Annotated in this window: 21 protein-coding genes and 1 tRNA gene; 5 read left to right on the forward strand and 17 right to left on the reverse strand. The window is 60.2% G+C overall.

The window, feature by feature from the left end:
• Positions 1 to 102: 102 nt before the first annotated feature.
• The 4 genes from EJL02_RS12740 to EJL02_RS12755 all read right to left on the reverse strand — a co-directional run bounded on the left by EJL02_RS12740 (position 103) and on the right by EJL02_RS12755 (position 3,383).
• A complete protein-coding gene (locus EJL02_RS12740) occupies positions 103 to 669 on the reverse strand; it encodes a MobC family plasmid mobilization relaxosome protein (protein ID WP_125116742.1) in 567 nt (188 codons plus the stop codon).
• A gap of 308 nt (positions 670 to 977) precedes the next feature.
• Positions 978 to 1,283 carry a hypothetical protein gene (locus EJL02_RS12745; protein WP_125116743.1) on the reverse strand — a complete coding sequence of 102 codons (306 nt, stop codon included), beginning with the start codon at positions 1,281 to 1,283 and terminating at the stop codon, positions 978 to 980.
• 3 nt (positions 1,284 to 1,286) lie between these two features.
• On the reverse strand, positions 1,287 to 3,149 hold the full coding sequence (locus EJL02_RS12750) for a DNA primase family protein (RefSeq protein WP_125116744.1): 1,863 nt from the start codon (positions 3,147 to 3,149) through the stop codon (positions 1,287 to 1,289).
• Positions 3,150 to 3,161: 12 nt separating this feature from the next.
• Positions 3,162 to 3,383: a helix-turn-helix transcriptional regulator gene (locus tag EJL02_RS12755; protein ID WP_164510423.1), complete on the reverse strand. Its 222-nt coding sequence runs from the start codon at positions 3,381 to 3,383 to the stop codon at positions 3,162 to 3,164.
• Between the two features lie 388 nt (positions 3,384 to 3,771).
• Here EJL02_RS12755 and EJL02_RS12760 point away from each other — a divergent pair, with 388 nt between their 5' ends.
• A complete protein-coding gene (locus tag EJL02_RS12760; RefSeq protein WP_125116745.1) occupies positions 3,772 to 4,152 on the forward strand; it encodes a hypothetical protein in 381 nt (126 codons plus the stop codon).
• 271 nt (positions 4,153 to 4,423) lie between these two features.
• Here the strand turns inward: EJL02_RS12760 and rlmD are convergent, their stop codons facing one another.
• Positions 4,424 to 6,073 carry a 23S rRNA (uracil(1939)-C(5))-methyltransferase RlmD gene (gene rlmD / locus EJL02_RS12765; RefSeq protein ID WP_125116746.1) on the reverse strand — a complete coding sequence of 550 codons (1,650 nt, stop codon included), beginning with the start codon at positions 6,071 to 6,073 and terminating at the stop codon, positions 4,424 to 4,426.
• Positions 6,074 to 6,155: 82 nt separating this feature from the next.
• Between rlmD and EJL02_RS12770 the strand changes: the two genes are divergently transcribed.
• A complete protein-coding gene (locus EJL02_RS12770; RefSeq protein WP_125116747.1) occupies positions 6,156 to 6,380 on the forward strand; it encodes a hypothetical protein in 225 nt (74 codons plus the stop codon).
• Between the two features lie 78 nt (positions 6,381 to 6,458).
• Here the strand turns inward: EJL02_RS12770 and EJL02_RS12775 are convergent, their stop codons facing one another.
• Both EJL02_RS12775 and EJL02_RS12780 read right to left on the reverse strand, forming a co-directional pair.
• Positions 6,459 to 7,226, reverse strand: a complete 768-nt coding sequence (locus EJL02_RS12775) for a hypothetical protein (protein WP_125116748.1) — start codon at positions 7,224 to 7,226, stop codon at positions 6,459 to 6,461.
• The gene (locus tag EJL02_RS12780; protein WP_125116749.1) at positions 7,219 to 7,776 is read right to left on the reverse strand and encodes an RNA polymerase sigma factor; all 558 of its coding nucleotides are present in this window, start codon (positions 7,774 to 7,776) and stop codon (positions 7,219 to 7,221) included. Before EJL02_RS12780 ends, EJL02_RS12775 begins: the two co-directional genes overlap by 8 nt.
• A 228-nt stretch (positions 7,777 to 8,004) precedes the next feature.
• Between EJL02_RS12780 and glgB the strand changes: the two genes are divergently transcribed.
• Positions 8,005 to 9,768, forward strand: a complete 1,764-nt coding sequence (gene glgB, locus EJL02_RS12785; protein ID WP_125116750.1) for a 1,4-alpha-glucan branching protein GlgB — start codon at positions 8,005 to 8,007, stop codon at positions 9,766 to 9,768.
• 109 nt (positions 9,769 to 9,877) lie between these two features.
• Here glgB and EJL02_RS12790 read toward each other — a convergent pair whose 3' ends face one another.
• From EJL02_RS12790 to EJL02_RS12800, 3 genes are all read right to left on the reverse strand, one after another.
• Positions 9,878 to 11,650: an S-layer homology domain-containing protein gene (locus tag EJL02_RS12790; RefSeq protein ID WP_164510424.1), complete on the reverse strand. Its 1,773-nt coding sequence runs from the start codon at positions 11,648 to 11,650 to the stop codon at positions 9,878 to 9,880.
• Positions 11,651 to 11,657: 7 nt separating this feature from the next.
• Complete coding sequence (locus EJL02_RS12795; protein WP_243114496.1) at positions 11,658 to 12,566, reverse strand: hypothetical protein; 909 nt, start codon at positions 12,564 to 12,566, stop codon at positions 11,658 to 11,660.
• Positions 12,567 to 12,687: 121 nt separating this feature from the next.
• Positions 12,688 to 13,260, reverse strand: coding sequence for a biotin transporter BioY (locus EJL02_RS12800; protein ID WP_125116752.1), 573 nt, complete (start codon positions 13,258 to 13,260; stop codon positions 12,688 to 12,690).
• Positions 13,261 to 13,396: 136 nt separating this feature from the next.
• On the opposite strand from EJL02_RS12800, the gene EJL02_RS12805 reads away from it, so the two are divergent.
• Positions 13,397 to 13,470, forward strand: a tRNA-Gly gene (locus tag EJL02_RS12805).
• A gap of 150 nt (positions 13,471 to 13,620) precedes the next feature.
• Positions 13,621 to 15,153: an S-layer homology domain-containing protein gene (locus EJL02_RS12810; RefSeq protein WP_125116753.1), complete on the forward strand. Its 1,533-nt coding sequence runs from the start codon at positions 13,621 to 13,623 to the stop codon at positions 15,151 to 15,153.
• Between the two features lie 54 nt (positions 15,154 to 15,207).
• Here the strand turns inward: EJL02_RS12810 and EJL02_RS12815 are convergent, their stop codons facing one another.
• From EJL02_RS12815 to uvrB, 7 genes are all read right to left on the reverse strand, one after another.
• The gene (locus EJL02_RS12815) at positions 15,208 to 15,978 is read right to left on the reverse strand and encodes a TatD family hydrolase (protein ID WP_125116754.1); all 771 of its coding nucleotides are present in this window, start codon (positions 15,976 to 15,978) and stop codon (positions 15,208 to 15,210) included.
• 12 nt (positions 15,979 to 15,990) lie between these two features.
• Positions 15,991 to 16,755, reverse strand: a complete 765-nt coding sequence (locus EJL02_RS12820; protein WP_125116755.1) for an HAD family hydrolase — start codon at positions 16,753 to 16,755, stop codon at positions 15,991 to 15,993.
• 23 nt (positions 16,756 to 16,778) lie between these two features.
• Positions 16,779 to 18,950 (reverse strand): RelA/SpoT family protein, encoded by a 2,172-nt coding sequence (locus EJL02_RS12825; protein WP_125116756.1) that lies wholly within the window; start codon positions 18,948 to 18,950, stop codon positions 16,779 to 16,781.
• A 19-nt stretch (positions 18,951 to 18,969) separates the two neighbouring features.
• A complete protein-coding gene (recJ, locus tag EJL02_RS12830; protein WP_125116757.1) occupies positions 18,970 to 21,045 on the reverse strand; it encodes a single-stranded-DNA-specific exonuclease RecJ in 2,076 nt (691 codons plus the stop codon).
• Between the two features lie 132 nt (positions 21,046 to 21,177).
• A complete protein-coding gene (gene uvrA, locus EJL02_RS12835) occupies positions 21,178 to 24,024 on the reverse strand; it encodes an excinuclease ABC subunit UvrA (protein WP_125116758.1) in 2,847 nt (948 codons plus the stop codon).
• 69 nt (positions 24,025 to 24,093) lie between these two features.
• Entirely contained in the window at positions 24,094 to 24,915 is an 822-nt protein-coding gene (locus tag EJL02_RS12840; protein WP_125116759.1) for an MBL fold metallo-hydrolase, read from the reverse strand.
• Positions 24,912 to 26,870 (reverse strand): excinuclease ABC subunit UvrB, encoded by a 1,959-nt coding sequence (gene uvrB / locus EJL02_RS12845; protein WP_125116760.1) that lies wholly within the window; start codon positions 26,868 to 26,870, stop codon positions 24,912 to 24,914. The genes EJL02_RS12840 and uvrB overlap by 4 nt, the downstream gene beginning before the upstream one ends.
• Positions 26,871 to 26,873: the final 3 nt, after the last annotated feature.

A 26,873-nucleotide genomic window follows, 5' to 3' on the forward strand; every position in this document is an offset into this window, starting at 1 on the left:
ATTTTTCTGCACTATATCATCTGGCCGGCCGCCATTTCGATTTTGAGATGCTCAGCGGCTTAGATTTGTGCGCTCGTTTTTTTGCTCATTCTCTCGAAAATTTTACTTGACTTTTTTTAGCAGGTCTCCAAAAAGAATCTTCTCGCCACGCTCGCCGTACCAGTAATCGCACAGCTCCTGTATCCGCTCAGGAACATCCGGGTCACGCCACAGCAGGGCCATGGCGGTGAACACATCCTTGCCGAAATCGGTGCGCAGGCCGTCCACCTCATCGGTCAGCTTCGACAGCTCGCCGCGAACCTCTTCGAGACCCGTCTTGCACTCGCCGAGCACGCCCGAGGAAAGCGAACCCCGATGCGACTTGGACTCCGCGTTCAGCGCTCGTGCAATCTGGTTCACGTTGACGCCGATGCGCTTTGCCTCGGATGCCATACGCTCCGCGTCGGCGTTCCTCATCACAAGATATGTCGGCTCGGCGTCCCCGCTCTGTACCTTCTCCACGCAACTGCGGAGAAATGCGGAGCGGGTCATCTTTTTCTCGGAGCAAATCGCGTCCAGCGCGGCAAGCTCCTCGTCCGAAAACCGAACCTGAACCGTGCGTTCCTTGTTCGGTTTCTTAGCCGCCTGACGGCGCACGCGGCTGCTCCTCATGTCTGAACTCACACCCACGTAAAACACCTCCTTTTTTAATGCAACGTGCGCGTTGATTTTTCGACAGCAAATTCGACGCTAAAAAAGGAGCGAGCATGGGACTTGTCCCTACAAAACTTCGGATTTTTCTACTGCGTCGAAAAATCCTTCGTTTTGTCGTTACACGTCCCGCTCGCGAGGGGGCAGTTTTCACTGCCCCCTTCGAACCCCCAGATGCGCCCTGTTCCCAACCAGCTTTCACCGACGACTCGGCGAAGCATCCCATTCGGAACGGGGCACCCCGGACACCCCTTGCGGGGTGCCGGATAGGAGGCACGACTGCCTCGCTACATGCCCTCGCCATAGCCCGTCACGGGCATAGGCTCGCGTCCGTCCGGGGCGGGCGTGCTACCCGAATCGGACGCGACGGGCGCGCCGTTTCGGGCAGGGGAGGCACCCCGCGAAGGCGACTTCTCCGACAGATACTTGTGCAGGTAGCGCCCCGCCTTGCGCATGTCGGCGACGCTCATGTCGCCCAGCTCGGGGCAGCTCTCGTACATCACCTTGCCGATGTGTTTGAAACACTCGTCACGGCGCTGCTGCATCTCCTCAATCGCCTTGTCGATGTCGGCAATCTTCTTCTTAGTGCTCATGATTTATTCCTCCTTGTTTATCGAATCGTCTATGTCATAACCGCCGTCGAAGAAGGCGGTCGAGATACGCACGTATCCGCGATAGCTGTCCTTCGGGTCCGGGGTGCAAATGCGGTCCGGGTCGGAGCCGCGATACGTCGGATTCATCCACTCCTTGACCTCGTATTCGAGAATCAGCGGCTCGGGGAAATCCATACGCCCGGTGCTTCGAACGCGTTCCTGCAACTGCCAGCCCTGTTCCTCGGCAAGGCCCTCGATTGATTCGTAGAAAGCGTTTCGGCCGAGCATGCGACCGGAGGGCTGATTGCGCTGGAACCAATGGCGGTACAGGTCGTACAGGAACTTGCAGGGAAGCAGATGCCAAGACGCCGCAGGGAAAATCTCGTCGGCGAACTGACGCAGGGGGTCGTTCGCCACGCGGAAATCATCCAAAAGCGCCGAGCAAGCATCCGGCTCGTCCAGCTCGTAATAGTCGGTCTCGGCGAGCACGTGATAGAGCACGTACTCAAGAACGTCCTGACGGTTCAGGTAGTCGTCCTTGATGTACTTGCGCTCGCATCCCTGAAATCGCTTGTCGAACGGAATCACCAGCAGGCGGCGGTACATAGACTCGGACTTGTCGCGGAGCTTCGGCAACTCGTTGACGCACTGAATCATGAACCCGCGAAAGAGTACGTTGCGGGGTGCCTTGAACTTGCGATTCAGCTGGAAGGGGTCGCCCGTGATGACGCTCTTGAGCGCCGCTGCGTCGTCCACGAACGTCCCCGTGTCGTTCTCGTCGGTAATGACGGCAGACACGCGGGTCAGAGGCTCCAACATGAACGGCTCCGAGAAGTTCTTCAGGGGAATGGATGCCCAAGCACCCGACCCGCATAGGTTACGCAGCAGGACACACAACGTGCCCTTGCCGTTGTTGCCCAGCGTCGAATAGAACCATGCGCTCTTGTTCCAGCTCACGTTCGGGCGGATGACGGCTCCGATGATTTGCCATAGGAGCTTGACGATTTCCGGGTCGTCGGAAAGCTCGTTCATCCAAGATGCGACATCCCAATCGGTGCCGTCCTCGTCGTTGTGGATGACGGGATTCGGCGCATGGTTGACAAAATCAATATGGGATTTCGCCAGAAAGACCAGCTCGGGGTCAAAATCCATCAGAATCTTGTTGCCGTAGTCATAGATGCCATTGTTCACGGCAACGAGGTCTTTGTCCGTGCACGCCCTCTTCTTCTCGCAGATGTCGCGAAGGGTGGCAACCGTTTCGGCGACGCCCTTCGTGGTGATTGCCATGTTGTAGCTGCGAATCAGGCGCGTCAGGGCCTCTTCGGTCGTGTCATAGCACCCCTTGTTCGGACCGCTCTCCTGATAGACGCCTATGTCGAAGTTGCCGTCGTCGTCAGCCCTGTTGCAGGGTATCCCGATAGCGTGATGCAGCTCGCGCAGGACAATGGCAATCTGCAAGAAATGGAGACCCGACAGGCGCTTATAACGTTCGACGCCCTGCTTCTGGTCAGGATAGGCATCCTTCTGCTTCGCGCCGGGAGCCGCGTTCGGGTCACGCTTGCCCAAGTTGTACGCGTCGATGCAGTGGTTCGTCAGCGTCAGAAGCTCGAACTTGAGCGTATCGCGAGAGGGCGGATTCTCGGCGTCGATGTCCTGAAGGTAGGACAGGGCGGCATACGCGAGAAGATTGTCGTACGCGATGCTCTGCTCTTCGCAAAAGGCGACCATATCGGCACAATCCTCGGGCAGGCACAGCCATCCCTTTCCCTCTTGAATATCAGTCGCATCTGTGCTAAAATATTTATATATAGATTTGGCCGTCCCGGAAGCTGTGCAGGCGTCGGGGCGGTTTTCTTTTGCCTCCATGTTCTCACCTCCTTAATTCGTCAGCTCAACGTGCTTCACGTTCGCGTTCTTCCACGCCTCAACGTCGTCAATCTTGTAGCGAACTGCGTTTCCGACCTTGTAGTAACTCGGCCCCTTGCCCTGACAGCGCCAGACGCAGAGCGTCCCCGCGCTCAAACCGAGGAACGCCGCCACCTCGCGCGTCGTCATATAAGAGGGATTTACCTCTTTTACTTGCTTCTTTCCTTTAGCCATAACCAGCCACCTCCATGTTCAAAGTCCTTTTCGCGAAACAAAAAAAGCTCCCGTGGAAACCAAAGAAGGACAGAGGCGCAAAGCCTTGTCTATCTCGGTTTCCACGGGAGCTTCGTGTTCGTTATTTCGCCCGTGACGCACGGCCTATTCGACCGAGCGCTCGGCTCCTATTCCCGGTAGCAACCCCGCATCAAGGACGGGACGGGTGCTGAGCCATTCATCTATACGTGTTTTATTATACGCCATTAAGGCAATTAAAGCAATATCAATTTTCCCGTCGCCGCAGGTCAGAGCCTATTTCCGCTCATATATGGGCAGAAATCGGTTCAAATAATCTTCCGCCCGCGCCCCGAACGCATCGGCGGGGGAAGAGGAGGTACGCCAAGAATTGCAGGGTCTGTTCCAATTTGTTCCAAAAAAGTTGGAACAAGACTTTTCCGTGTTCATGGGCTTCTTCGAGCGATTCGCTAATTTTGTTCCAACTCCGTTTTTCAAATTAGAACAGGGTTTTTCCCGTGTTCATCGGCTTCTCGGGGCGTTTGTTCCAATTGTTCCAGTTTTCAACAAGTCCTCTATATATAAACACCTATATAGAGACCCATTTCCATATTCTTTTTTCCGCGCTTTAGGTTTGAAAATAATTGGAACAAATGGAACATTCACTAGGAACGCCCATCATTACGGGAAAAAGTACGTTCCAACTCCGATTTTGCGAATTGGAACAACTGGAACAAATGGAACATTTTCAGGAAAAAACCCTCATAAATGAGCATAAAATCGAATTTCAAAACTGGAACAAACCTTCTATACGTTAATACGCTTTAATGAACGAGGCCCATGCCGCATCCCTTCTGTATATCCACCCACATCCAACTGCCGCCCGCAGGGCGGCCACCCTTGCATCGAGCGAACGCGAGATGCACATGGGCGCTCGAATATCCTCCGACCGCTTCAGAGGCGTTTTAAGGCACGAAAAAAGCCCGAGGGGTACACGATACCCCAACGGGCTTAAAACGTCTCAGAATGAAAAATACAGCGTTCTATTTCTCCGTCTCGTCTTCTCCTATGAGTCCGAAATGACGGAACGCATCAAGAATCGCCTCGCGCTTTTCAGGCGGGCACTTCGGTTGCTTCTTGTCGCCTGACCTGTCGGCCTGCGTTTCCAGTCCGCACTCGGCCTTCATCTGCGCAACGTACAAGGAGCTGACCTTCATGCCGTGCGTTTTCTGGACGTAATCGCGGATGTTCGCATACGTCGGCTGGTCCTTCTCCTCGGACAGCCCCATGTCCTTCGGACTGATGGAAACCGGTATGAAAGACTTCGATGCAGATTTCCGAGATAGAAGAGCAACCGTCTCGACGTGTCCGGTGCGCGGGAACAGGTCAAACGCCTGCGCGCGCGCAAGCACATAGCCCGCGCCGGTCAGTTCGCGCACATCGCGCGCGAGCGTTGCCGGGTCGCACGACACATACACCACGCGCGGCGGCAGCATCTTCAAGATCGCGTCGCGCGCCTGCTCGTCCAGCCCCTTGCGCGGCGGATCGACCACCAGCACGTCCGGACGGACGCCGCGCGCGGCCAGTTGCCGCGCCGCCTGCCCCGCGTCCGCGCACAGGAACTCGACGTTGTCCATATGGTTGCGCACCGCGTTCTGCCGCGCGTTTTCCACCGCTTCGGGCACGATTTCCACACCGATCACGGTTTTTGCGTGCTCCGCCAGCGTCAGCGTGATGGTGCCCGCGCCGCAGTACAGGTCGATCACCGTTTCCTCGCCCGTCAAGTTTGCAAAGTCTGCCGCGCACGCATACAGCCGCTCGGCCTGCGCGTGGTTGACCTGATAAAACGCCTCGGGCGAGAGCAGAAACGAGTGCCCGCACAGCCGGTCCTCCAGCATCGGCTCGCCCCACAGCACGTCCGTGCGATCACCGAGGATGACGTTGTCGCCGCGCTGGTTGTGATTGAGCAGAATGCCGGTCAGCGACGGCTCAGCCGCGCGCAGCCGGCGCACCAATTCATCCAGTGCGGGCATTTTGCGCGTCGCCGCGATCAGCGTCAGCTGGCTTTCGCCGCTTTTTTCGCCCACGCGGACGTAAATATGCCGCACGGCGCCGCGTTTGGCGGCATAATCATACGGCGGCACGTCGAATTCCTGCATCCATTGCCGCACGATGGCCGCGATGCGGTCGGCGGTCTCGGACTGGATCAGGCACCGCTCGACCGGCACGATATCATGGCTGCGCGGCCGGTAAAACCCGGTCACAATGCTGCCGTCCGCGTCCCGTCCGACCGGATACTGCGCTTTGTTGCGGTAATGCTCGGTCGTCGGCGCGCCCGTGATGCCCTCAAGCACCGCACCGTCCTGCCCGCCGATGCGGGTGAGCGCGTCACGCACCTTTTTCTCCTTGGCGCGCAGCTCCTCCTCATAGGTGATGTGCTGATAGCAGCAGCCGCCGCACTTATCCGCGACTGGACAGGCCGGGCGGATGCGCGCGCCCGACGGCACGACGATCTTTTCCAGCCGCCCGTACGCGACGTTCTTGGTCAGCTTGACGATGCGCACGTCGCACTGGTCGCCCACCGCCGTGCGCGGCACGAACACCGCGCGGCCGTCCACCTTGCCGATGCCGGTGCCGTCCGCGGTGTAATCCACGATCTGACAGCGATACATTTTATTTTTGACAAGCTCCATTTTGTGGCGCTCCTTTTTCCGATGTTACCCGTATTATATCATGCCCACGGCACATACTGCAATCGGAAAGGAGCGAATGCCCGTGAAACACGACAAGCGCAAGCAGGTATCGGCCGACGTGCCCTTCTCCTTTCTCAGTGCCATGGGACACGACACGCGCGCGATGGAACGCTTCTTCGAGCTGCCGCACGCGTCGCGCGAAACGCTGACCGACGCCGTCTGCATCGCGGACGACCCGGACACGCGCGCCGCGCAGGCGCTCAAGTCGCTGGCAAACGGCGGCGAGGGCTACTGCGACCGGTACTGAAAAAGCAGAAAAGCGTCCAATCGGACGCTTTTCTGCTTTTTGTTCTGTTTTTCCTCTGTATCTACCTTTTTTCGCGGTTTAAGAGGCGATCATCTCCTGCGCCATATCGAACAGCTCATCGGCCGTCATGCCGAGATCAAAGCCGCTGAGCGTGTACGAAACGCCGTCCTGCTGCCAGCGCAGGAACTGATACGCCTGCACCGTGATCTCGTTTGCGCCATAGCCGATCTGCAAATCGCCTGCGTCGATTGCCGCTTGCTCCTCGGCGATCGGCTGATAATCCGCGGGCACTGCCTTGTAATCATAGGTGCTATACTGCACGGTCACGCCGTCGATTGTGCGGGTCTCGTCATAGTGATTTGCGTCCGCGGTCGTGCCATCGTCCTTTGCTGCACCGATGCTCAGATGGAGGGTCACGCCATCCCGCTGATAGTCCGCGTCGATGTTCGTCCACTCACGCAGCGTGTTGCCATCCTCGTCCTTTTCGCCGCCGTACTCATGCACGCCGCGGTCAAACGCAAAGCCGTTCGCGAACGTCTCGGGCATCTTGGCGCCGTCGGTCAGCTCAGCCTGCGTCTCGGTATAGCTCATGCGCTCGTTCGACCGCGAGCTGCCGAACGTATAGGCCGCGATGCCGTTCGCCGCCACCGCGCCGGTGACGGCCACCGCCGCGACCAGCGCGACCGCTGCCAGCCGCTTGGCGAACGGGCGGCGCACCTTACGCGGCATTGCGCCGCTCCTGACCGCAAAATCAATACGGGTTTTGAGTTTTTCCGGCGCCTCCAGCTCCTGCGCGCACTGGTGCAGCATCTCCTGCATTTCGCGATCCATCTTCATCTCATCCATGTGTCACAGCCTCCTCTGGCTTTCCCTCTTTTTCGGTCAGCGCCTGCCGCAGATGGCGGCGGGCGGAAAACAGGCGGGATTTGACCGTGCCCTCGGTCACGCCGAGCGTGCGCGCGATCTCTTTGACCGGCCGGTTGTCGAAATAATACAGCACCAGCACGGTGCGGCGCTTTTCGTCGAGCGCGTACATCGCCTGATACAGCCGCCGCTGCTCGTCGGTGCGCAGCACGGCGGACAGCGCGCTTTCGCCTTCCCCGGTCTCGAAAAATTCCGCGACCGGCGTCTCGCGCTTGGCCTTGCGGCAGTATTTCCACGCCGCGCGCGACAGCGTCCGCAGCAGCCACGGGCGGAATTTGGACCCGTCCCGCAGCGACCCGATCGACCGCACGCAGGTCACAAACGCCTCCTGCGTCAAATCCTCCCCGTCCGCACGGTTGCCGGTGATCAGACAGGCGATGCGGTACGCATCATTTTGATATCGTTCATACAGTTCGTCGAACGCCTGCATGTCTCCCTGCTGCATTCGCCGGACGAGTTGTTCATCGGTCATTGCTCTACTCCTTTGCGTTTTCGGTGCACCTGTCTATCAGAGCCGCGCACCGTCCGATCGGTTCAAAAATTTTTTGCCTGTTTGGAAGCCTTCCGATGATAAGAGCCGGTACGGGGCGATTTGGTTCACGAAATATTGAACAAATCCGCGTTCTTTGGCGGTTGTGTTTTGCGCGCCCTTCCCCTATACTGTTACTATACTCCAAACCGGACGAGGAGGGAATCCCTCATGGACAAACAGGATTTCTTTGCGGGCAACGTATTCGACGCATGGCGCTGGTTCGGCGCACACATCAAAGACCAGTCGGTCACTTTTCGTGTTTTTGCGCCAAATGCCGCCAAAATCACGGTCACCGGGGCATTTAACGACTGGAAAGAGGATGAACTGACACAGGACGGCCGCAGCGGTTTCTGGGCGGTCACCGTGCCGGATGCGCAGCCCGGACAGTTCTACAAATACCGTATATACACCCGCAGCGGCGCGGTGGTCGAGCACTGCGACCCCTACGGCTTTGCCATGGAGCTGCGGCCGGGCTGCTGCTCGGTCATCACCGACCCGGACGAATACGCCTTCACCGACGCGGACTGGATGGCCGCGCGCACGGCCGCGCCCGACGCGCCGCTGAACATCTACGAGCTGCACCTCGGCTCATGGAAGCGCAATCCCGCGGACGAAAACGGCTGGTACCGCTATGACGAGATCGCCGACCTGCTCATCCCCTATCTGCTGGACAACGGCTTTACCCATGTCGAGTTCCTGCCGCTGTCCGAGCACCCGTTCGATGGCTCGTGGGGCTACCAGAACACCGGCTTTTTCGCGCCCACCGCGCGCTACGGCACGCCCGCGCAGCTGAAACGGCTGATCAACCGGCTGCACCACGCGGGCATCGGCGCGATCATGGACTTTGTCCCCGTGCACTTCGCCGTGGACAGCTACGGCCTTGTACTGTTCGACGGCACGCCGCTTTACGAATATCCCCACCCCGATGTGGGCGAAAGTGAGTGGGGCAGCTGCAATTTCATCCATTCGCGCCGCGAAGTGCGCTGCTTTTTGCAGTCCGCAGCCGATTACTGGCTCGACCAGTTCCACTTTGACGGCCTGCGCATGGACGCGGTCAGCCGCCTGATCTACTGGCAGGGCGACCCCGCGCGCGGCGTCAACGGCGACACGCTGGACTTCCTCAAGCGCATGAACGACGGGCTCAAAGCCCGCCACCCCTCTGCCCTGCTGATCGCGGAGGACTCGACCGCCTATCCCGGCGTGACACGGCCGGTCCGCGACGGCGGCCTCGGCTTTGACTACAAGTGGGATCTCGGCTGGATGCACGACACGCTGACCTATATGCAGACCCCGCCGGACGAGCGCGCCGAGCGGCGCGGACAGCTGCTGTTTTCCATGCAATATTTCTCCAACGAGCACTATCTGCTGCCGCTGTCGCACGACGAGGTCGTGCACGGCAAGGCGGCCATCGTGCAGAAGATGTGGGGCGCCGACCTGACCGACAAATACGCGCAGGCGCGCGCGTTCTATCTGTACATGTTCGCGCATCCGGGCAAAAAGCTCAATTTTATGGGCAACGAGCTCGGCCTGCGTGTCGAATGGAGCGAAAGTGCGGAGCTCGACTGGACCTATGCCGACGGCATGTTCCACACCTTTTTCCGCGCGCTGTCGCAGACCTACCGCGACCACCCCGCGCTGCACGCGGACTACGAGTCAGGCTCTTTCCGCTGGCTGGACACGGACGAGGACGCGCCCTGTGTGTTCGCTTGGGAGCGCCGCGGCGAAACCGAGCGTCTGGCCGCGGTCTGCAACTTCGCGGACAAGCCCTGCGCCTTCCCCCTGCCCGCGTCGGACTGCACCGTGCTGCTGCACACCGACTGGGAACGCTTCGGCGGCGTAGAAAAAGAGAACACCCGTTCATTTATCGAAAATCCGGACGAAATTTCGATCAAACTTGACAAATTCAGCGCAGTTTTGCTCAAAATTGAGTAAGCTGGTTTTTCGGCTTTCTGAGGCCGGAATCCCGCCGGACGCTGCAAAAAAGCCCCGGAACCCATGGGTTCCGGGGCTTTTTTTGTGTGGATTTTCTCCCGTGGGCGGATCACTCGGCCACCGCAAAGGACAGGAAATTGTCCGCATAGTAGTCGCCGTTTTCTTCGTCCATCACCACGCAGATCAGGTCGCCGTTGCTCTCCACGCGCACCTTATCCGGGTTGACGCCGACGCAGATCCACTTGAACGGGTCGATGCTCTCAGCGATCTTTGCCTTGGCTGCCTCCATGTCCGCGCCCTGCGGCATGCGCAGCAGCACAATGGAGTGCGCCTGCGAGGTGATCATCGCCTCGGACGCCAGACCCGCGTCGAACTGCACGTCCGTCGTGCCGAGATACCAGTCCAGACCGCGCTCGGTCTCGCTGCCCATGCCGTTGTACAGCACGGTCTGCGCAACCATGATATCCTTCTTATCGCCGTAAATCTTGTCCATCAGCGCGACCAGCGACGCATCCGCCTCGGGCGCCTCCGGCGTATCGGGCTGCTCAGGCTCTTCCGCCTTCTTGTAGCCCCATTCCGCTTCGCCGTACGGCTTCATAAACAGGTCGTAGTGCTCGCCGTAGCGCGCTGCATACACGCTTTCGATCTGCGGGTCAAAGGTGTAGGCCACGCCGTCGATCGTGATCTCGGTCCAGGCGTGCACGGACTCGCTGCCCTTCGGAGACACGCCCGTGCCCACGACCGCCTTAGCGTCAAAGCCGACCTGACGGGCCAGATAGGTGAACACGCTCGACCATGAATAGCAGTTGCCGCGCTTATTGGTCAGCATGTTGATCGCCTGCTCGATCTGCCAGCCGTCCTTGGAGGTATCGACCGTGCCGATGCCCAGATAGCCGAAGGTCTTTTTGGCGTAATCATACACGGCGCGCAGCTTTTCCAGCTGCGTCATCTTGTCGTTGACCACACCGGCCACCGCACTGGTCAGCAGCTTGTCCAGCTGCTCCGAGCCGGTGGTGTACCGACCGTTGCGGTCGAGCTCCAGACCGTCCACGGTCGTGTTGCGGTCAAACTGGCGGTCAGCGTTGACGTGGAACAGCAAGCCGCCGATGTTGTGCCAGCCCTCGGCCAGCGTGGTGGTTTCCTTGTCATACGAGGTCCAGGACTCGATGCCGTCGGTCATCTCATATTTGTGATCGGTCGTCGCCTCGAGCATCGCCAGATACGCCCAGTGCGTGTCCGGCACGTCCGGCATCACGCGGATACCCTCGCCGGTGGCGGCCATCACTGCATCGCCCTGACGGCCCAGCACGCGGTTGAGGATGGTGACGGCTTCCGCACGGGTGATCGAGTCATTCGGGCGGAACAGGCCGGACGGGTCGCCCGTGACCCAGCCCTGCGCCAGCGCAGTGTGCACCGCGTCAAACGCCCAGTGGGTCTCCGGCACATCGATAAAGAGCATATCCGAATCCACTTCCTCATGCGGGAAACGCGACAGGATGGTCACGAACTCCGCGCGGGTGATGGACGCATTCGGCAGGAACGTGCCGTCGGCATAGCCGTTGACCAGACCGAAACCGGTCATCTGGCGCACCGCCTCGGCATACCAGGCGGAAACATCCACGTCGGTGAACAGCCGATCCTCGTTTTTGACCTGCTCGGTCAGCAGCGACGCGATCAGCTGGCACGCCTCAGCGCGGGTGATGGTGGCGTCCGGACGGAAGGTGCCGTCCTCATAGCCGTTCATATATTGCATATGATCCGTGGTGTTGAGCTGCGGCACCGGCGCGCCATCCTTGAGAACCGGTGCGGCGCAGGCCGCGACCGGCAGCGCAGAAACAGCCATCAGCGCGGCCAGCGACGCCGCGGTAATATGTTTTTTCATGTCGGGATTACTCCTTTTTCGTATTCTGTTTGGTTGGACGGGCTGCATCCGCATTTGGTTCCCCATCCGGCACATTTTCCCCTTCCTTTTTTTGCTTGTCCTGCTCCTGCTGCGGATCGAGCACAATCGGGATGAGCGAGGCGGCAATTTTGCCCTTGCCGCGCGTTTTTACATAAAAATATCCAATGATGGAAAACGCGACCGCGCCGATGAAATTGACCTGCAAGTCCTTCATCGTGTCGATCAGGCCGATGTCCAGATAGCCGCCCGGGAACTCCATCCAGTCCTCGCCGTTGACGATCAGGCTTTGGATCGTCTCATGCACGACGGTGTTCAGGCCGTCCGGATTGAGCGAGACCGAATTGATGTTGTGCACGATAAAATCCTTCTGCATATCCGTGCCCAGCACCTGATCCGCGCCGAACTCGAAAAATTCCCACAAAACGCCGACCGTCATGGAAAAACAAAACGCCACAATCGCCAAAAACAGCGGGGACAGCTTGAACGAAAACCGTTCGCTGCGGTTAAACAGATCGACCAGCGAAAAGCCGACCGCCGCCACCAGAAAACCGTTGATCGTGTGCAGCATGGTGTCCCAGCCGGGGATGATGGTGTAAAACGAGTTGATTTCCCCGAGGATTTCCGCTGCAAAAATAAAGCAGTAGATCACCGCTTCCATCAGCGGCGGAATATCGATGTCCAGACTGCGCTCGATCATCACCGGCACACAGAACAGCACCAGCGACAGCACGCAGACGAACATATTCTCATACCGGTGCATGAACGCGGCACGGATAAACGTCAGCACAATAAAAAAGGAAAGGACGCCGCGAATCGTCAGTCGGCGGCGTACCCGATGATGCTTTTCCGTATTCCGTTCGGTGGCAGGTGCTTTCTCTTTGGTTCTTTTCGTCATATCCTTCCCTCCCGATTTTGCTTCTATCTTTCTATGATGCAGTATACCATAATGCGCCGCAAAAGAAAAGGACGCCGCAGCGTCCTTTTCAATATTTTATCAAGCCTTCCGGCCGACGCGCTCAGGCCGCCGGCACGCGGTAGGTGCCGACCACCGGAACCAGGCGTGCCGTGAGCGCGGCTGCTGCCAGCGCCTTGACCACATCCACGCCGATCGTCGGCACAAAGCAGGTGACAAACAGCGTCCACATGCCGATCGGGTCGTTCATATAAAACGCCTTGACGCCCCAGAACCAGACCATACCGATGACATAAACCACGGCAATGCTTGCCAAGCCCGCCGCAGCGAACACGGCAAACGTCCGCTTGGGCGCGCGCTGGACGATCCAGCCGGCCACCAACGCGCCCAGCGCAAAGCCGATGATGCAGCCGAAGGTCGGCTGGAAGATATACTGCGGCCCGCCGCCGCCCGTGAAGATGGGCAGCCCCACCAGCCCCAGCACCATATACGCGGTGCAGGCCAGCGTGCCGTACCGCGGCCCCAGCAGCAAGCCGGCCATGGTGGTAAACAGCGTTTGCAGCGTGAACGGCCACAGCGGGATCGGGATGCGGATAAACGCGCCGACGGCAACCAGCGCGGTAAACAGCGCGCTGAGCGCCAGCATGCGGGTATTGGGTCTCTTGTTCTGCTCCATGGGAATGCTCCTTTTATTGTTTTCGGTATGAGTATAGCAGATGCATCCCGCATTGTCAACCCGAATTTATTCTATGGTTTACATTCACTTGTCCTTGACAAAGCTCTCCCGCGTCGGTATAATAAAACTGTTACCCGCGGGTGTAGTTCATCGGTAGAACGGCAGCTTCCCAAGCTGCATAGGTGGGTTCGACTCCCATCATCCGCTCCAAAACAAAAGCTCCGAATGTTCGGAGCTTTTGTTATTTTCTTACATAATTTTTTGCATCCATATTGCAATGTTTGTTCAATTATACTATAATATAAATACCACATTTTGTATTTCTATGCAAAATATCCTATTCCGAAAGGAGACCACCCCATGAAAAAGCGCATCTTATCCCTCTGCCTTGCATTCGTGCTCTGCATCGGATGCATGCTTTCCTCGGCGCTGGCCGACGACCCTTACGGACCGCGCAATTCCGGATTTTACATCGGCATGACCCTGTACTCCTTCGATCAGCCCTCCTCGGGCGACGGCTGGAGCTACGACGGCAACTACACCATGACGCTGAACGGCATCCAGAGCACCTTCGGCAAAAACGAATACGGCGTAACGTCGGATCAGCTCCAGATCTGTAACCCTTCGAAGGATTTCACCCTCGTGGTCAAGGGAGACGATAACAAGATCGGCTACCTGAACATCATCTATAGCGGCGGCAGCTCGCTGCGCGATTCCCAACGCAAAGCCGTGACCATCAAAGGCGGTGGCACGCTTCAGTGCAGCAGTGTCTTGCTGGACAAGGTCACGATTCAGGACACGACCGTGGACGCAGGTTCCTCGTTCCACTGCTGGGGCCTGACCATGGCCAGCGGCATGCTCAAGACGTCCAGCTTCTCGCTCGGCATGACGGAACACTCGCTCAAGGGCCTGTGGAACGTCACCGGCGGCTGCATCGAGGTCAATGACGTCGATAAGACCCACACCTATTCGGGCGTGCTGCGCGTGGACGGCATGGAAGAGGATCTCGTCCGCTCGGTCATGAACCAGTTCAAGGACAAGTCCGGTCAGGCGCTCGAGATCGAGATGAACGAAAACATCGTCTACGGCGGCTACTATGCATTTGCCAAGCAGAGCGGCTCGGGCGAGTATGCCCTGTACGCGGTTTACGGTGCGCCTCCGCACACCCACACCTGGGGCGACTGGGTGATCACCAAGCAGCCCACCTGCGGCAGTGCCGGCCTGCGCACCCGCACCTGCTCGACCTGCGGCGTGCAGAACCAGGAAACCATCCCGGCAACCGGCGAGCACACCCCGGACGGCAACACCGATCCCTCCAAGTCGACCTACTGCAAAATCTGCGGCATTCTGCTCAAGGCGGGCGATGGCGTAATCGCCTTTGAAGACGTGCGGTCGACCGACTACTACTTTGACGCCGTCCAGTGGGCGGTGGAAAACGAAATCACCAACGGCCTTTCGGACACCACCTTCGGCCCGGATGCATCCTGCACCCGCGCCCAGATCGTCACCTTCCTGTGGCGCTCTGCCGGCTCGCCCGCACCCAAGGGCAGCAGCAACCCCTTTGCCGATGTGAAGTCGAGCGACTATTACTATGACGCCGTGCTGTGGGCGGTAGAAAACGGCATCACGTCCGGCACTTCGGACACCCGCTTCGGTTCGGACGAAGCCTGCACCCGCGCGCAGAGCATGACCTTCCTGTACCGTGCCGCCGGCGCGCCTGCGGTAGCCGGTGACAGCGCGTTTACCGATGTGGCCAGCAGCGCATACTATGCCGACGCCGTCCAGTGGGCGCTTGCGGAAGGCGTTACCTCCGGCACCAGTGCTTCGACCTTCAGCCCGGACAGCGACTGCACCCGCAGCCAGATCGTGACCTTCCTGTATCGGGCGCAATAAGCGCAAATCCAACCAAAAAAGCCCGCCGATGGCGGGCTTTTTGTTATGCTTTTTTCAGTCGATGCCGAACAGGCGCTTGCCGTTTTCCGTCGTGATGCGCTCGACCTCCCCGACGTCCATCCCCTTGATCTCGGCGATCTTCTCGGCCATGCGGTAAACGTACAGCGAGGAGTTGCGCCGGCCGCGGAACGGCTCGGGCGCCATATAGGGCGAGTCGGTCTCGACCATCAGCCGGTCGATCGGCGCTTCGCGGATGACTTCGATCGCGCGCCGCGCGTTCTTGAAGGTGATGACCCCGGTAAACGAGAGGTAATAGCCGAGCCCCAGCAGCTCGCGCGCCATCTCGACGCTGCCCGCGAAGCAGTGGAACACACCGCCCACGCCGGCATACCGCCGCGCGATCTCCAGACTGTCCGCATGGGCGTCGCGGTCGTGCACGATGACCGGCTTGCCGATCTCGCGCGCCAGCTCCATCTGTCTGGCGAACACGACCTGCTGCCGCGCACGGGCGCGCTCGTCCTTCTCCCAATAGTAGTCCAGTCCGACCTCCCCGATCGCGCGCACGCGCGGCTCGGTCTCGGCCATCTCTTTAATGACCGCAAGGTCATTATTCCAGTTTTCGTTAATATTTTCCGGGTGAATGCCGACAGCCGCGTATACAAACGGGTATTTTTGTGCGTAGCTGACTGCCTTGCGCGAGGTCTCGACATCGCAGCCCGGATTGAGAATCAGGCCGACATTGTGCGCCGGCATGGACGAAAGCAGCTCATCCCGGTCGGCGTCAAAGCGTTCCTCATCATAATGTGCATGGGTATCAAACAGCATTTTTTCCTCACCTCAGACCCAGCCGAAATGCCGGCAGGCGTTCCACAGACCGTCCTGATCGACCGGATCGGTCACATAATCCGCCATGCGCTTGAGCGCGTCGCGCGCGTTGCCCATGGCGATCGAAAACCAGCCCTGCCCGAACATGCACACGTCGTTCGTGCCGTCCCCGAAGATGACCACGTCCTCATCCGGGATGCCCAGACGCTGGGTCATGCGGCGGATGCCGTTCTGCTTCTCGGTCGGCTCGACCAGCAGCAGATCGTGGTTGTAGCGCACGGTCGGCAGGCCGCCGAAGTCGATTTCTCCCTCCTGCTCGGCCGTGCAGGCAATGTTGACCTTGTACAGCACATCCTGCGCGCGGTAGTCGAACGCGGGATCGCATTTGGTCGGAAAATATTCGGGCGGCGCAAACGGCAGGTAGCGCTCGTCGCTCGTCAGGCAGATGCGTTCGTTGACCGGCGTCACCGCCCACGGGATGCCCGCGGCTTGCAAGCGATCGATCAGCGCGATGCAGTCCGGCACCGGCAGGCTTTTCATCTCCACGATCTTGCCGTCCAAGGTCAGGCTGTAGCCGCCGTCCGCGACAAAATTCGTAAAACCGTGTTGCCCCGCAAAGTTTGCCGCCGATGCTTGCAAGCGACCGGTGGCGAGCGCCGTAAAATGGCCGTTTTGGCGCAGCTGTTCCAGACAGCGCACCGCGCTTTCGGGCATGACCATGGTCTGCCCGATGCTCAGCGTGCCGTCGATGTCAAAAAAGAAGTATTTTCTTTGCATGGTTGTTCCTTGTTTGTGTATTTTCAGTTGGTGTCCACCGTGCGCGTCACGTCCACCACGCCCTTAATCGAGCGCAGGCGGCTGATGAGGTTATCCAGCTGATGCACGCCCGCGACGTCCACCATCGCGTTGATGACGCCGAAGCCGTCGTTGAGGTCACGCGCCGAGATCTCGTGCACGTTGATCTTGCAGGCGGCGAGCACGGCGGTCACGTCGCTCAGCACACCGATGCGGCTGCGGGTCGAAATCTGCAGGCCGGTCGAGAAGCGGTTCGAGCGGTCGGACGCGGCCAGATCCTCGTCCCACCACGCGCGTACCCAGCGGTCCGGGTCCTCGTGCATGTGGACATTGACGCAGTCGCGCCGGTGGATGGACACACCATAGCCGCGCGTGACGAAGCCGACGATCTCGTCGCCCGGGATCGGCGTGCAGCAGCGCGCGAATTTGACCAGACAGTTGTCGATGCCCTCGACGACCACGCCGGTGGTCGACCGGGTGACGCGTTTGGGCTGCGGCTGGGCCGCGCGCTCGGCCTGCTCGCGCTGGCGGCGCAGCTTGCCGACGTCGTCCTTGACCTTGTTGATGACCTTGGTCAGCGTGATGCCGCCGTAGCCGATGGCGGCGTACAGCTCATCGAGCGTATTGAACGAGAACTTGTTGAGTGTATTTTTGCGCACTTCCTCGTTCTCGTAAAAGCCGTTGTACAGCAGGTTGGCGCGCAGTTCGCGGTCCAGATCCTCGCGGCCGTTGACGATGTTCTCTTCGCGGCACTCCTTTTTGAACCACTGCTTGATCTTGTTGCGCGCCTCGGTGGTCTTGACGATCTTGACCCAGTCACGGCTCGGGCCGTGCGCCTCCTTGGAGGTCAGGATCTCGACGATATCGCCGTTTTTCAGCTGGCTGTCGATCGGCGCGATGCGGCCGTTGATCTTGCAGCCGGTCATGCGGTTGCCGACCGCCGAGTGGATGGCGTAAGCAAGGTCGATCGGGGTCGCGCCCGCGGGCATGTTGACCACGTCGCCCTTGGGCGTAAAGACAAACACCTCGTCGGCAAACAGATCGACCTTGATGTTTTTGATAAAGTCCTCGGCCTCGGTGTCCTGCTGCGCTTCGAGCAGCTGGCGAATCCACGCGAAGGCTTCCTCGTTGCCCTTTTTGGTCAGGCCCTGCTTGTATTTCCAGTGCGCCGCGACGCCGTATTCCGCCATCTTGTGCATTTCGGTCGTGCGGATCTGCACCTCGAACGGCACGCCCGCGCGGCCGATAACCGTCGTGTGCAGCGACTGGTAACCGTTGGGCTTGGGGGTCGAGATATAGTCCTTGAAGCGGCCCGGGATGGGCTTGTAGAGGTCGTGCACATAGCCGAGCACGTTGTAGCAGTCGGCCACGGTGTCCACGATCACGCGCACGGCGCAGATGTCGTAGATCTCGTCGATGGTCTTGTGCTGCGCGTACATCTTGCGGTAAATCGAGTAAATGTGCTTGACGCGCGCCGAAATCGTGTTTTTGATATGCGCCTCGGCGAGCTTTGCGCTGATGCGCTCCTGAATGCCCTTGAGGAACTCCTCGTGCTGCTCGCTCTGCTTTTTCAGGCCCTCGACGATCTCGTTGTAGCCGATCGGGTCGAGGATTTTGAGCGACAGGTCCTCGAGTTCCCACTTGATGCGGCTCATGCCCAGGCGGTGCGCGATCGGCGCGTAAATCTCCATGGTCTCCAGCGCCTTGTCGCGCTGCTTGCGCTCGGGCAGGAACTGGAAGGTGCGCGCGTTGTGCAGGCGGTCGGCCAGCTTGATCAGGATGACGCGGATGTCCTTGGCCATCGCCAAGAACATTTTGCGCAGGTCCTCGAACTGCTCCTGCTCCTTGGAGTAGCGCAGCATGCCCAGACGCGTGACGCCGTCGACCAGTTCCGCGACCGGCGTGCCGAATTTATTCTCGATCTCCTTGTAGCCGAAGTTGGTGTCCTCGATACAGTCATGCAGCAGCGCCGCGCAGATCGAGTCGGTGTCCAGACCCATTTCGACCACGATCTCCGCGACCGAAACCGGATGGATGATATACGGCTCGCCGTTTTTGCGTTTTTGGCCCTCATGCGCGGCGGCCGCGCACTCATAAGCTGCACGGATTTTACGGATGTTGGCCTGCGGATTCTGCTTCTGCACGCGCTCGATCAAAAAATCCAGTTTATTCTGCATACTTCGTTCCCCCATTCCGTTATCCCGCCATGCTTTGCAGCGTGGCAAGGACGACCGAACCAGATATATCCGCCTTACCCTCGTAAGGCTTGAGCAGGATGTTGAGCATCCCTTCCTTGAAATGATAGCTGATCAGCCCGGACTCGGAAAACACGTCCAGGCAGACGAACAGCTTGCCGATGTTGATGTCGCGGCGGCTCTCCCACGCCACGCGGCGCGAAAGCGCGCCGTCCGGCACGGACAGGCGTCCGTCCTCCGCGCGGCACACGATATGCCGCCACACCGCCACCAGATCCTTGCGGTCGGGCAGCAGCATGCGCGCCTGGACCGCGGTCAGCGGCCCATCGGCCATATAAGGATTGTACACATTGAGCAGTTTCTGATCCGCCAGATGCTCGCAATCGCTCAGCTGCGCGTCGCTCAGCGTCAGCTGCACCGTGCGGCGGCCGCGGAACTCGTTGATCTCCAGATGGAACGCGGCATCGACGTAGTTGCCCTCGACAAAGCCGAGGCCGCCCGCGCCCGTGCCGAACCAGATGGCGGAAAAGCGCACGCCGTCCTTGATGAGCGTCATGCGCACATGGCGGTCGCTGGAAATGGGCGTGATATCCTCCACGACCATGTCCTTCATGCAGAACACCGGCTCGGCATTGCGCATGCCGTACGGCTCCAAAACCGAAAGCGCCTCGATGTTCTCTTCGGTCAGCCATTCCGGGCGCACCATGCAGTCGATGTGCAGCTGCGGGATGAGCTCGGCCATGGAAACATGGCTTTCGGCATAGTCGCGCAGACGCGCGCGCAGCGCATCCACCTTGTCAGCGTCCACGGTCAGGCCGGCGGCCAGCGCGTGCCCGCCGTAGCGCTCGAGCAGGTCCTCGCACGAGGTCAGCGCGTCGAACAGGTTAAACCCGCCCACCGAGCGGCCCGAGCCCTTGCCCGTGCCGTCCTCGTCGAGCGAGATGAGCACCACCGGGCAGCCGTACCGGTCGCACAGGCGGGAACAGACGATGCCGATCACGCCGTGGTGCCAGCCTTTTTCCGCCAGCACGATGATTTTATCCTCCAGCGGATTGTATTCCTTGCGCAAGCGCGCGAGCGCCTGCTCCAAAATCTTGTTTTCTTCGTTCTGCCGCAGCTTGTTCTGCTCGCACAGCTGCGCGGCCAGCTTTTGCGCGCGCACGGGGTCGTGCGTCAGGAACAGCTCGGCGGCCAGTTCCGCGCGGCCCATGCGCCCCGCCGCGTTGATGCGCGGCGCCAGCACGAAGCTGATGGTGGACGAAGTCAGGCGTTTGTGCTTCATGCCCGCCTCGCGCAGCAGCATTTCCAGGCCGACGTTGCCGGTCGCGGCCATTTTTTTGAGCCCAGCGGCCACGATGATGCGGTTTTCACCCGTGATGGGCATGACGTCCGCCACCGTGCCCAGCGCCACCAGATCGGCGTAGCGGTCAAGCACGGTCCGGGCATTGCCCTCGAGCGCGCAGATCAGCTTGAACGCGACGCCCACGCCCGCGAGGCTGTCGAACGGATAGGTGCAATCCGGCCGCTTGTAATCGACCACGGCGTCCGCCGCGGGCAGCGTCTCGTGGCACTCGTGGTGGTCGGTGATGACCACCTGCATACCCAGCTCGCGCGCGACCGCGATCTCCTCGTCCCCGGTGATGCCCGAGTCCACCGTGATGAGCAGACGGGTGCCCTTTTCATAGAGCTGTTCCATCGCCGCGCGGGACAGGCCGTACCCCTCCCGCAGGCGGTTGGGGATATAATATTCACACTCGGCGCCAAGGCTGCGCAGATAATCCACCAGCGTGCAGGTGGCGGTCACGCCATCCACATCATAATCGCCGTAGACCACGATATGCTCACCGCGTGCGATCGCGCCGCGGATGACCGCGACGGCTTTGTCCATGTCGGCCAGCAGGAACGGGTCGTGCAGGCCGGATAAGTCGCAGCTCAGGTAATCGGCTGCGGCCTCGGGCGTGTCGATGCCGCGCGCCACCAGGACGGCTGCGGTCAGCGGGGCATACCCGCCCTCCTCCGACAAGGCGCGCACGCGCGCCTCGTCGGGGTCGGCGATCACCCATCGCTTTGTTTTCATATGACTCCCTCATTTATTTTATATTACCATTATTATACCAAAACACGCCACAAAGCTCAACATTTTTATGCAAATTGTCAAAAGCGGGCATTCCGCATGGAAATGCCCGCTTTTTTCGTTCGGAAAAGCGCGTTACGCCTCGGTTTTGGCGGCCGGATGCCGCTCCAGCACCCGTTTCAGGTACTGTCCGGTATAAGAACCCTCACACGCGGCGACCTCCTCGGGCGTGCCGGCCACGACCAGCCGGCCGCCGCCGTCGCCGCCCTCAGGGCCGAGGTCGAGGATATAATCCGCGGTCTTGATGACGTCCAGATTGTGCTCGATGACGACCACGGTGTTGCCCGCGTCCACCAGCTTTTGCAGCACATCGACCAGCCGGTGCACGTCCGCGACGTGCAGGCCGGTGGTCGGCTCGTCAAGGATATAGATGGTCTTGCCGGTCGAGCGCTTGGAAAGCTCGGTGGCAAGCTTGGCGCGCTGCGCCTCGCCGCCCGAAAGCGTCGTGGACGACTGGCCGAGCTTGACGTACCCCAGCCCGACCTCGCGCATGGTCTCGAGCCGGCGGGCGATCTTGGGGACGTTGGCGAAAAACTCGCACGCCTCGTCCACCGTCATGTCGAGCACCTCATAGATGTTCTTGCCCTTGTAGCGCACCTCGAGCGTCTCCTTGTTGTACCGGCGGCCCTTGCACACGTCGCAGGGCACATACACGTCCGGCAGGAAGTGCATTTCGATCTTTAAAAGGCCGTCGCCCGCGCAGGCCTCGCACCGGCCGCCCTTGACGTTGAAGCTGAACCTGCTCGGCCCGTAGCCGCGCGCCTTGGCGTCCGCCGTCTTGGCGAACAGGTCGCGGATGTCGTTAAAGACGCCCGTGTAGGTCGCGGGGTTGGAGCGCGGCGTGCGCCCGATGGGCGACTGGTCGATGTCGATGACCTTGTCGAGATAGGACAGGCCAGTGATCTTGTCGAATGCGCCCGCGCGCGTTTTGGCGCCGTTGAGCTCGGCGGCCAGCTTTTTATACAGGATCTCGTTGACGAACGAGGACTTGCCCGAACCGGACACACCGGTAACGCAGGTAAACGTCCCGAGCGGAATGGTGAAATCCGTGTGCTTGAGGTTGTTGACCGCGCAGCCCTTGACGGTCAGCTTTTTGCCGTTGCCCTTGCGGCGCACCGCAGGCACCGGGATGCACTTGCGGCCGGAGAGGTACTGTCCGGTCAGCGAGGTTTCGCATTTAAGCAGATCCTCGACCTTGCCCTCGAACACGACTTCGCCGCCGTTACGCCCCGCGCCCGGGCCGATGTCCACGATGTGGTCGGCCGCGAACATGGTGTCCTCATCGTGCTCGACCACGATCAGCGTGTTGCCGAGGTCGCGCAGACGTTTGAGCGTCGCGAGCAGCTTGTCGTTGTCGCGCTGGTGCAGGCCGATGGACGGCTCGTCCAGAATATACAGCACGCCCATCAGCGACGAGCCGATCTGCGTGGCAAGCCGGATGCGCTGGCTCTCGCCGCCCGACAGCGTGCCGGACGAGCGCGAAAGCGTCAGGTATTCCAGGCCGACCGACTGCAAAAAGCCCAGCCGGTCCATGATCTCCTTGATGACGCGGTCGCCGATCTTGTGCTGCATTTCGGTCAGCTGCAAGGTGTGCAAAAACTCCATCGCCTTGACGACCGACTTTTCCGCAAATTCCGCGATGTTCAGCCCGCCGATGGTCACCGCGAGCACCTCGGGCCGCAGACGGCGGCCGTGGCACGCGGGACAGGGGATCTCGCTCATGCACTCCTCGATCTCGCTTCTGGCGTAGTCGCTCGAGGTCTCCCGGTAGCGGCGCTCGAGGTTGCACACGATGCCCTCAAACGGCTGACGCATGATGCCGCCCGACACGCGGCTGACCGACAGCTCGAGCGGCTCGTCCCCCGTGCCGTAGAGCAGCTCGTGCAGCGCCTTTTCGCTCATCTTTTCGATCGGGGTGTCCAGCGTAAAGCCGTGCTTTTTGCCGAGCGCGGTGTAGTACATGGCCGCGATCGTGCCCGAGTCGGCGTTGCCCCAGCCGGACGCGCGGATCGCGCCCTGCCGGATGGACAATTTCTTGTTTGGGATGATGCGGTCGGGATCGACGCGCATCTGCATGCCGAGGCCGGTGCACACCGGGCACGCGCCGTACGGGTTGTTGAACGAGAACATGCGCGGCGTCAGTTCCTCGATCGAGATGCCGCAGTCCTCACAGGCATAGTTCTGCGAAAACAGAATCGGCTCGCCGCCGACCACGTCCGCGATGACCAGACCGCCCGACAGCGCCGAGGCAACCTCGACCGAGTCGGTCAGGCGGCTGCGCACATCCGAACGGATGGCGATGCGATCCACAACGATCTCAATGTTGTGTTTTTTGGTCTTTTGCAGCTTGAGTTCCTCGGACAGGTCGTGCATCTCGCCGTCCACCCGCACGCGGACAAAGCCCTGCCGCCGGGCGTCCTCAAACACCTTGACGTGCTCGCCCTTTTTGCCGCGGATGACCGGCGCGAGGATCTGCACGCGCGTTTTTTCTTCCAGCGCCATCAGCCGGTCGATGATCTGGTCGATCGTCTGCTGGTGGATCTCCTTGCCGCACTTGGGGCAGTGCGGCGTGCCGATGCGCGCCCACAAAAGGCGCATGTAGTCGTAGATCTCGGTGACCGTGCCGACCGTCGAACGCGGGTTCTGCGAGGTGGTTTTCTGGTCGATCGAGATGGCCGGCGACAGGCCGTCGATATAGTCCACGTCCGGCTTGTCCATCTGGCCCAAAAACTGCCGCGCATAGCTGGACAGCGACTCGACATAGCGGCGCTGGCCCTCGGCATAGATCGTGTCGAACGCCAGCGACGATTTGCCCGAACCGGACAGGCCGGTCAGCACGACCAGCTTGTCGCGCGGGATCTTGATATCGATGTTTTTCAGGTTGTGCTCACGCGCACCCTTGACATGAATATATTCCTGCATGATGTGTTCTGCTTCATCCTCACTTGTGTTTTGATACGCTCTGTGCTCTCTTTGCTTAGCATGCCGCGTTCAGATCGCAACGATACTGCCCGCGGACAAAAACGCGATGCGCTCGCCCAGCGTCCCGCGCAGCACGTCATAGGCGTGCGGGCCGGTGCAGTGGCAGGTGTAATAGCGGCTGTCCGTCTGCGCAAGGCGCGACGCGACCGCGCGGATCTTTTCGTCCGGCTCGCTCTTGCCAGAAGACGGGCTGAACAGGTGCATGCCGCCCACGACCACATCCGGGTCGCGGCCGAGCAGCTTCTTCGCCCGCGCGCAGATATTCAGGACGCCCCGATGCGCACAGCCGGTAAACAGCACCGCTTTTTCCCCTTCGCGCACGAGCAGGCTTTGCTCATGGGTAAAGCGGTCGGGGACGTACTGCCCGTTTTCCCGCTCGTACAGCGTGCGGTTGCCAGAGGGGACGCAGTCCGCGCCCGTGATATCGGAAAACAGCGTCAATTTAGCGTCAATCTGCGTCACACCCGACACGCGCCGCAGGCGCGGGTTGGTTTGCAGCGCCGTGTCCAGACCGATATCCCGAATGCCCTCCGGCTTGTGCGAAAAGTGCGGCTCAAACGCCTGCGTATGCACATAGACCGGCGCATGGTTATTGACGCCCAGAAACGCCGCGAGTCCGCCGCCGTGGTCATAGTGGCCGTGCGAAACAAACGCCGTGTCCACTTTGGACAGGTCAATTCCCAGCGCTTCCGCGTTTTTCAAAAACAAATCGGTCTGCCCCATGTCAAACAGCAGCCTGCGGTTTTCGGTCTCGATATAAAAGCTCAGCCCGTGCTCGCAGACAAAGTCCGGCGCGCACGCGGTATCCTCCATGAGCGTGAAAATCCTCATTTTCCTTCCTCCAGCGCCCGGATCTGGTCACGCAGCTGCGCCGCGATCTCGAATTCCAGCATCTTGGCCGCTTCCTTCATCTGCTTGGTCAGGCGGGCGATCTCCTGCTGCTTTTCGCCCTTGGTGCGCAGCTTCTTTTTGCTGCTCGTCGGCACGTTGGACGTGATTTCGATGACGTCCTGCACCTTTTTGTGCACCGATTTGGGCACGATGCCGTGCGCCTTGTTGAACGCTTCCTGCAAGGCGCGGCGGCGCTCGGTCTCGTCCATCGCGCGGCGCATCGAGGGCGTGATGCTGTCCGCGTACAGCACGACCATGCCGTGCTCATTGCGCGCGGCGCGGCCGATGGTCTGGATGAGTGAGGTCTCGGAACGCAAAAAGCCCTCCTTATCCGCGTCGAGGATCGCGACGAGCGACACCTCGGGGATATCCAGGCCCTCACGCAGCAGATTGATGCCGACCAGCACGTCGAACACGCCCAAGCGCAAGTCGCGCACCAGCTCCTGCCGCTCGATGGTTTTGACGTCGTGATGCATATAGCGCACCTTGATGCCCGCGGTTTCGAGGTAGCCGGTCAGGTCCTCGGCCATCTTTTTGGTCAGCGTGGTCACCAGCACGCGCTCGCCCTTGGCCGTGCGCGCGTTGATCTCGCCGATCAGGTCATCGATCTGCCCTTCGACCGGGCGCACGACCACTTCCGGGTCGAGCAGACCGGTCGGGCGGATGACCTGCTCGACCACCTGTCCCGAGCGCGACAGCTCGTACTCGCCGGGCGTCGCGGAAACGTACACAATTTGATTGAGGCGCTCGTTGAACTCGTCGAAGTTCAGCGGGCGGTTATCATACGCCGAAGGCAGGCGGAAGCCGTTTTCGACCAGACTTTCCTTGCGGGCGCGGTCGCCGTGGTACATGGCGCGCACCTGCGGGAGCGTGACGTGGCTCTCGTCCACGATCAGCAGAAAATCCTTGGGGAAATAGTCAATCAGGGTAAAGGGCGCCGACCCCGGCGCGCGGCGGGACAGCACGCGCGAATAGTTCTCGATGCCGCTGCAAAAGCCGATCTCCTGCAGCATTTCGATGTCGTACCGCGTGCGCTGCGCGATGCGCTGCGCCTCGATCAGCTTGCCGTTGGCCTCGAAATACTTGACGCGCTCTTCCAGCTCGTCCTCCAAATCTTGGATGGCGGCCTGCAATTTGTCCTTGGGCGTGACATAGTGGCTCGCCGGGAAGATCGCGGTGTGCCCCAGCTCGCCCAGCACCACGCCGGTCAGCGGATTGATGCGGCTGATGCGATCGACCTCGTCGCCGAAAAACTCGATGCGCACCACGTCCTCATCCGAGTAAACCGGCCAGACCTCGACCGTGTCGCCGCGCACGCGGAAGCGGTTGCGCTCGAAGGCAATGTCGTTGCGCTCATACTGGATATCAATAAGCCGGTGGATGAGCGTTTCGCGGCTGATCTCCATGCCGGGACGCAGCGAAATGACCATCTTCTTATAGTCGATCGGGTCGCCGAGCGAGTAAATGCACGACACCGACGAGACGATGATGACGTCCCGCCGCTCGGAAAGCGCCGAGGTCGCGGAGTGGCGCAGGCGGTCGATCTCGTCGTTGATCGCGGAGTCTTTTTCGATATAGGTATCGGTCGAGGCGATGTAGGCCTCGGGCTGATAATAGTCATAGTAAGAGACAAAATACTCGACCGCGTTATCCGGGAAGAACTCCCGCAGCTCGGTACACAGCTGCGCGGCGAGCGTTTTGTTGTGCGCGAGCACCAGCGTCGGCCGCTGGGTCTGCTCGATGATGTTGGCCATGGTGAAGGTCTTGCCCGAGCCGGTCACGCCCATCAGGGTCTGCTCGGTCAGGCCGTTTTGGATGCCCTCCACCAGCTTTGCGACCGCTTCCGGCTGGTCGCCCGCCATTTTATATGGGCTTACAATGTGAAAATCCGGCATGTT

Origin of the sequence: Agathobaculum sp. Marseille-P7918, assembly GCF_900625105.1 — a bacterium.
Lineage (GTDB): Bacteria > Bacillota > Clostridia > Oscillospirales > Butyricicoccaceae > Agathobaculum.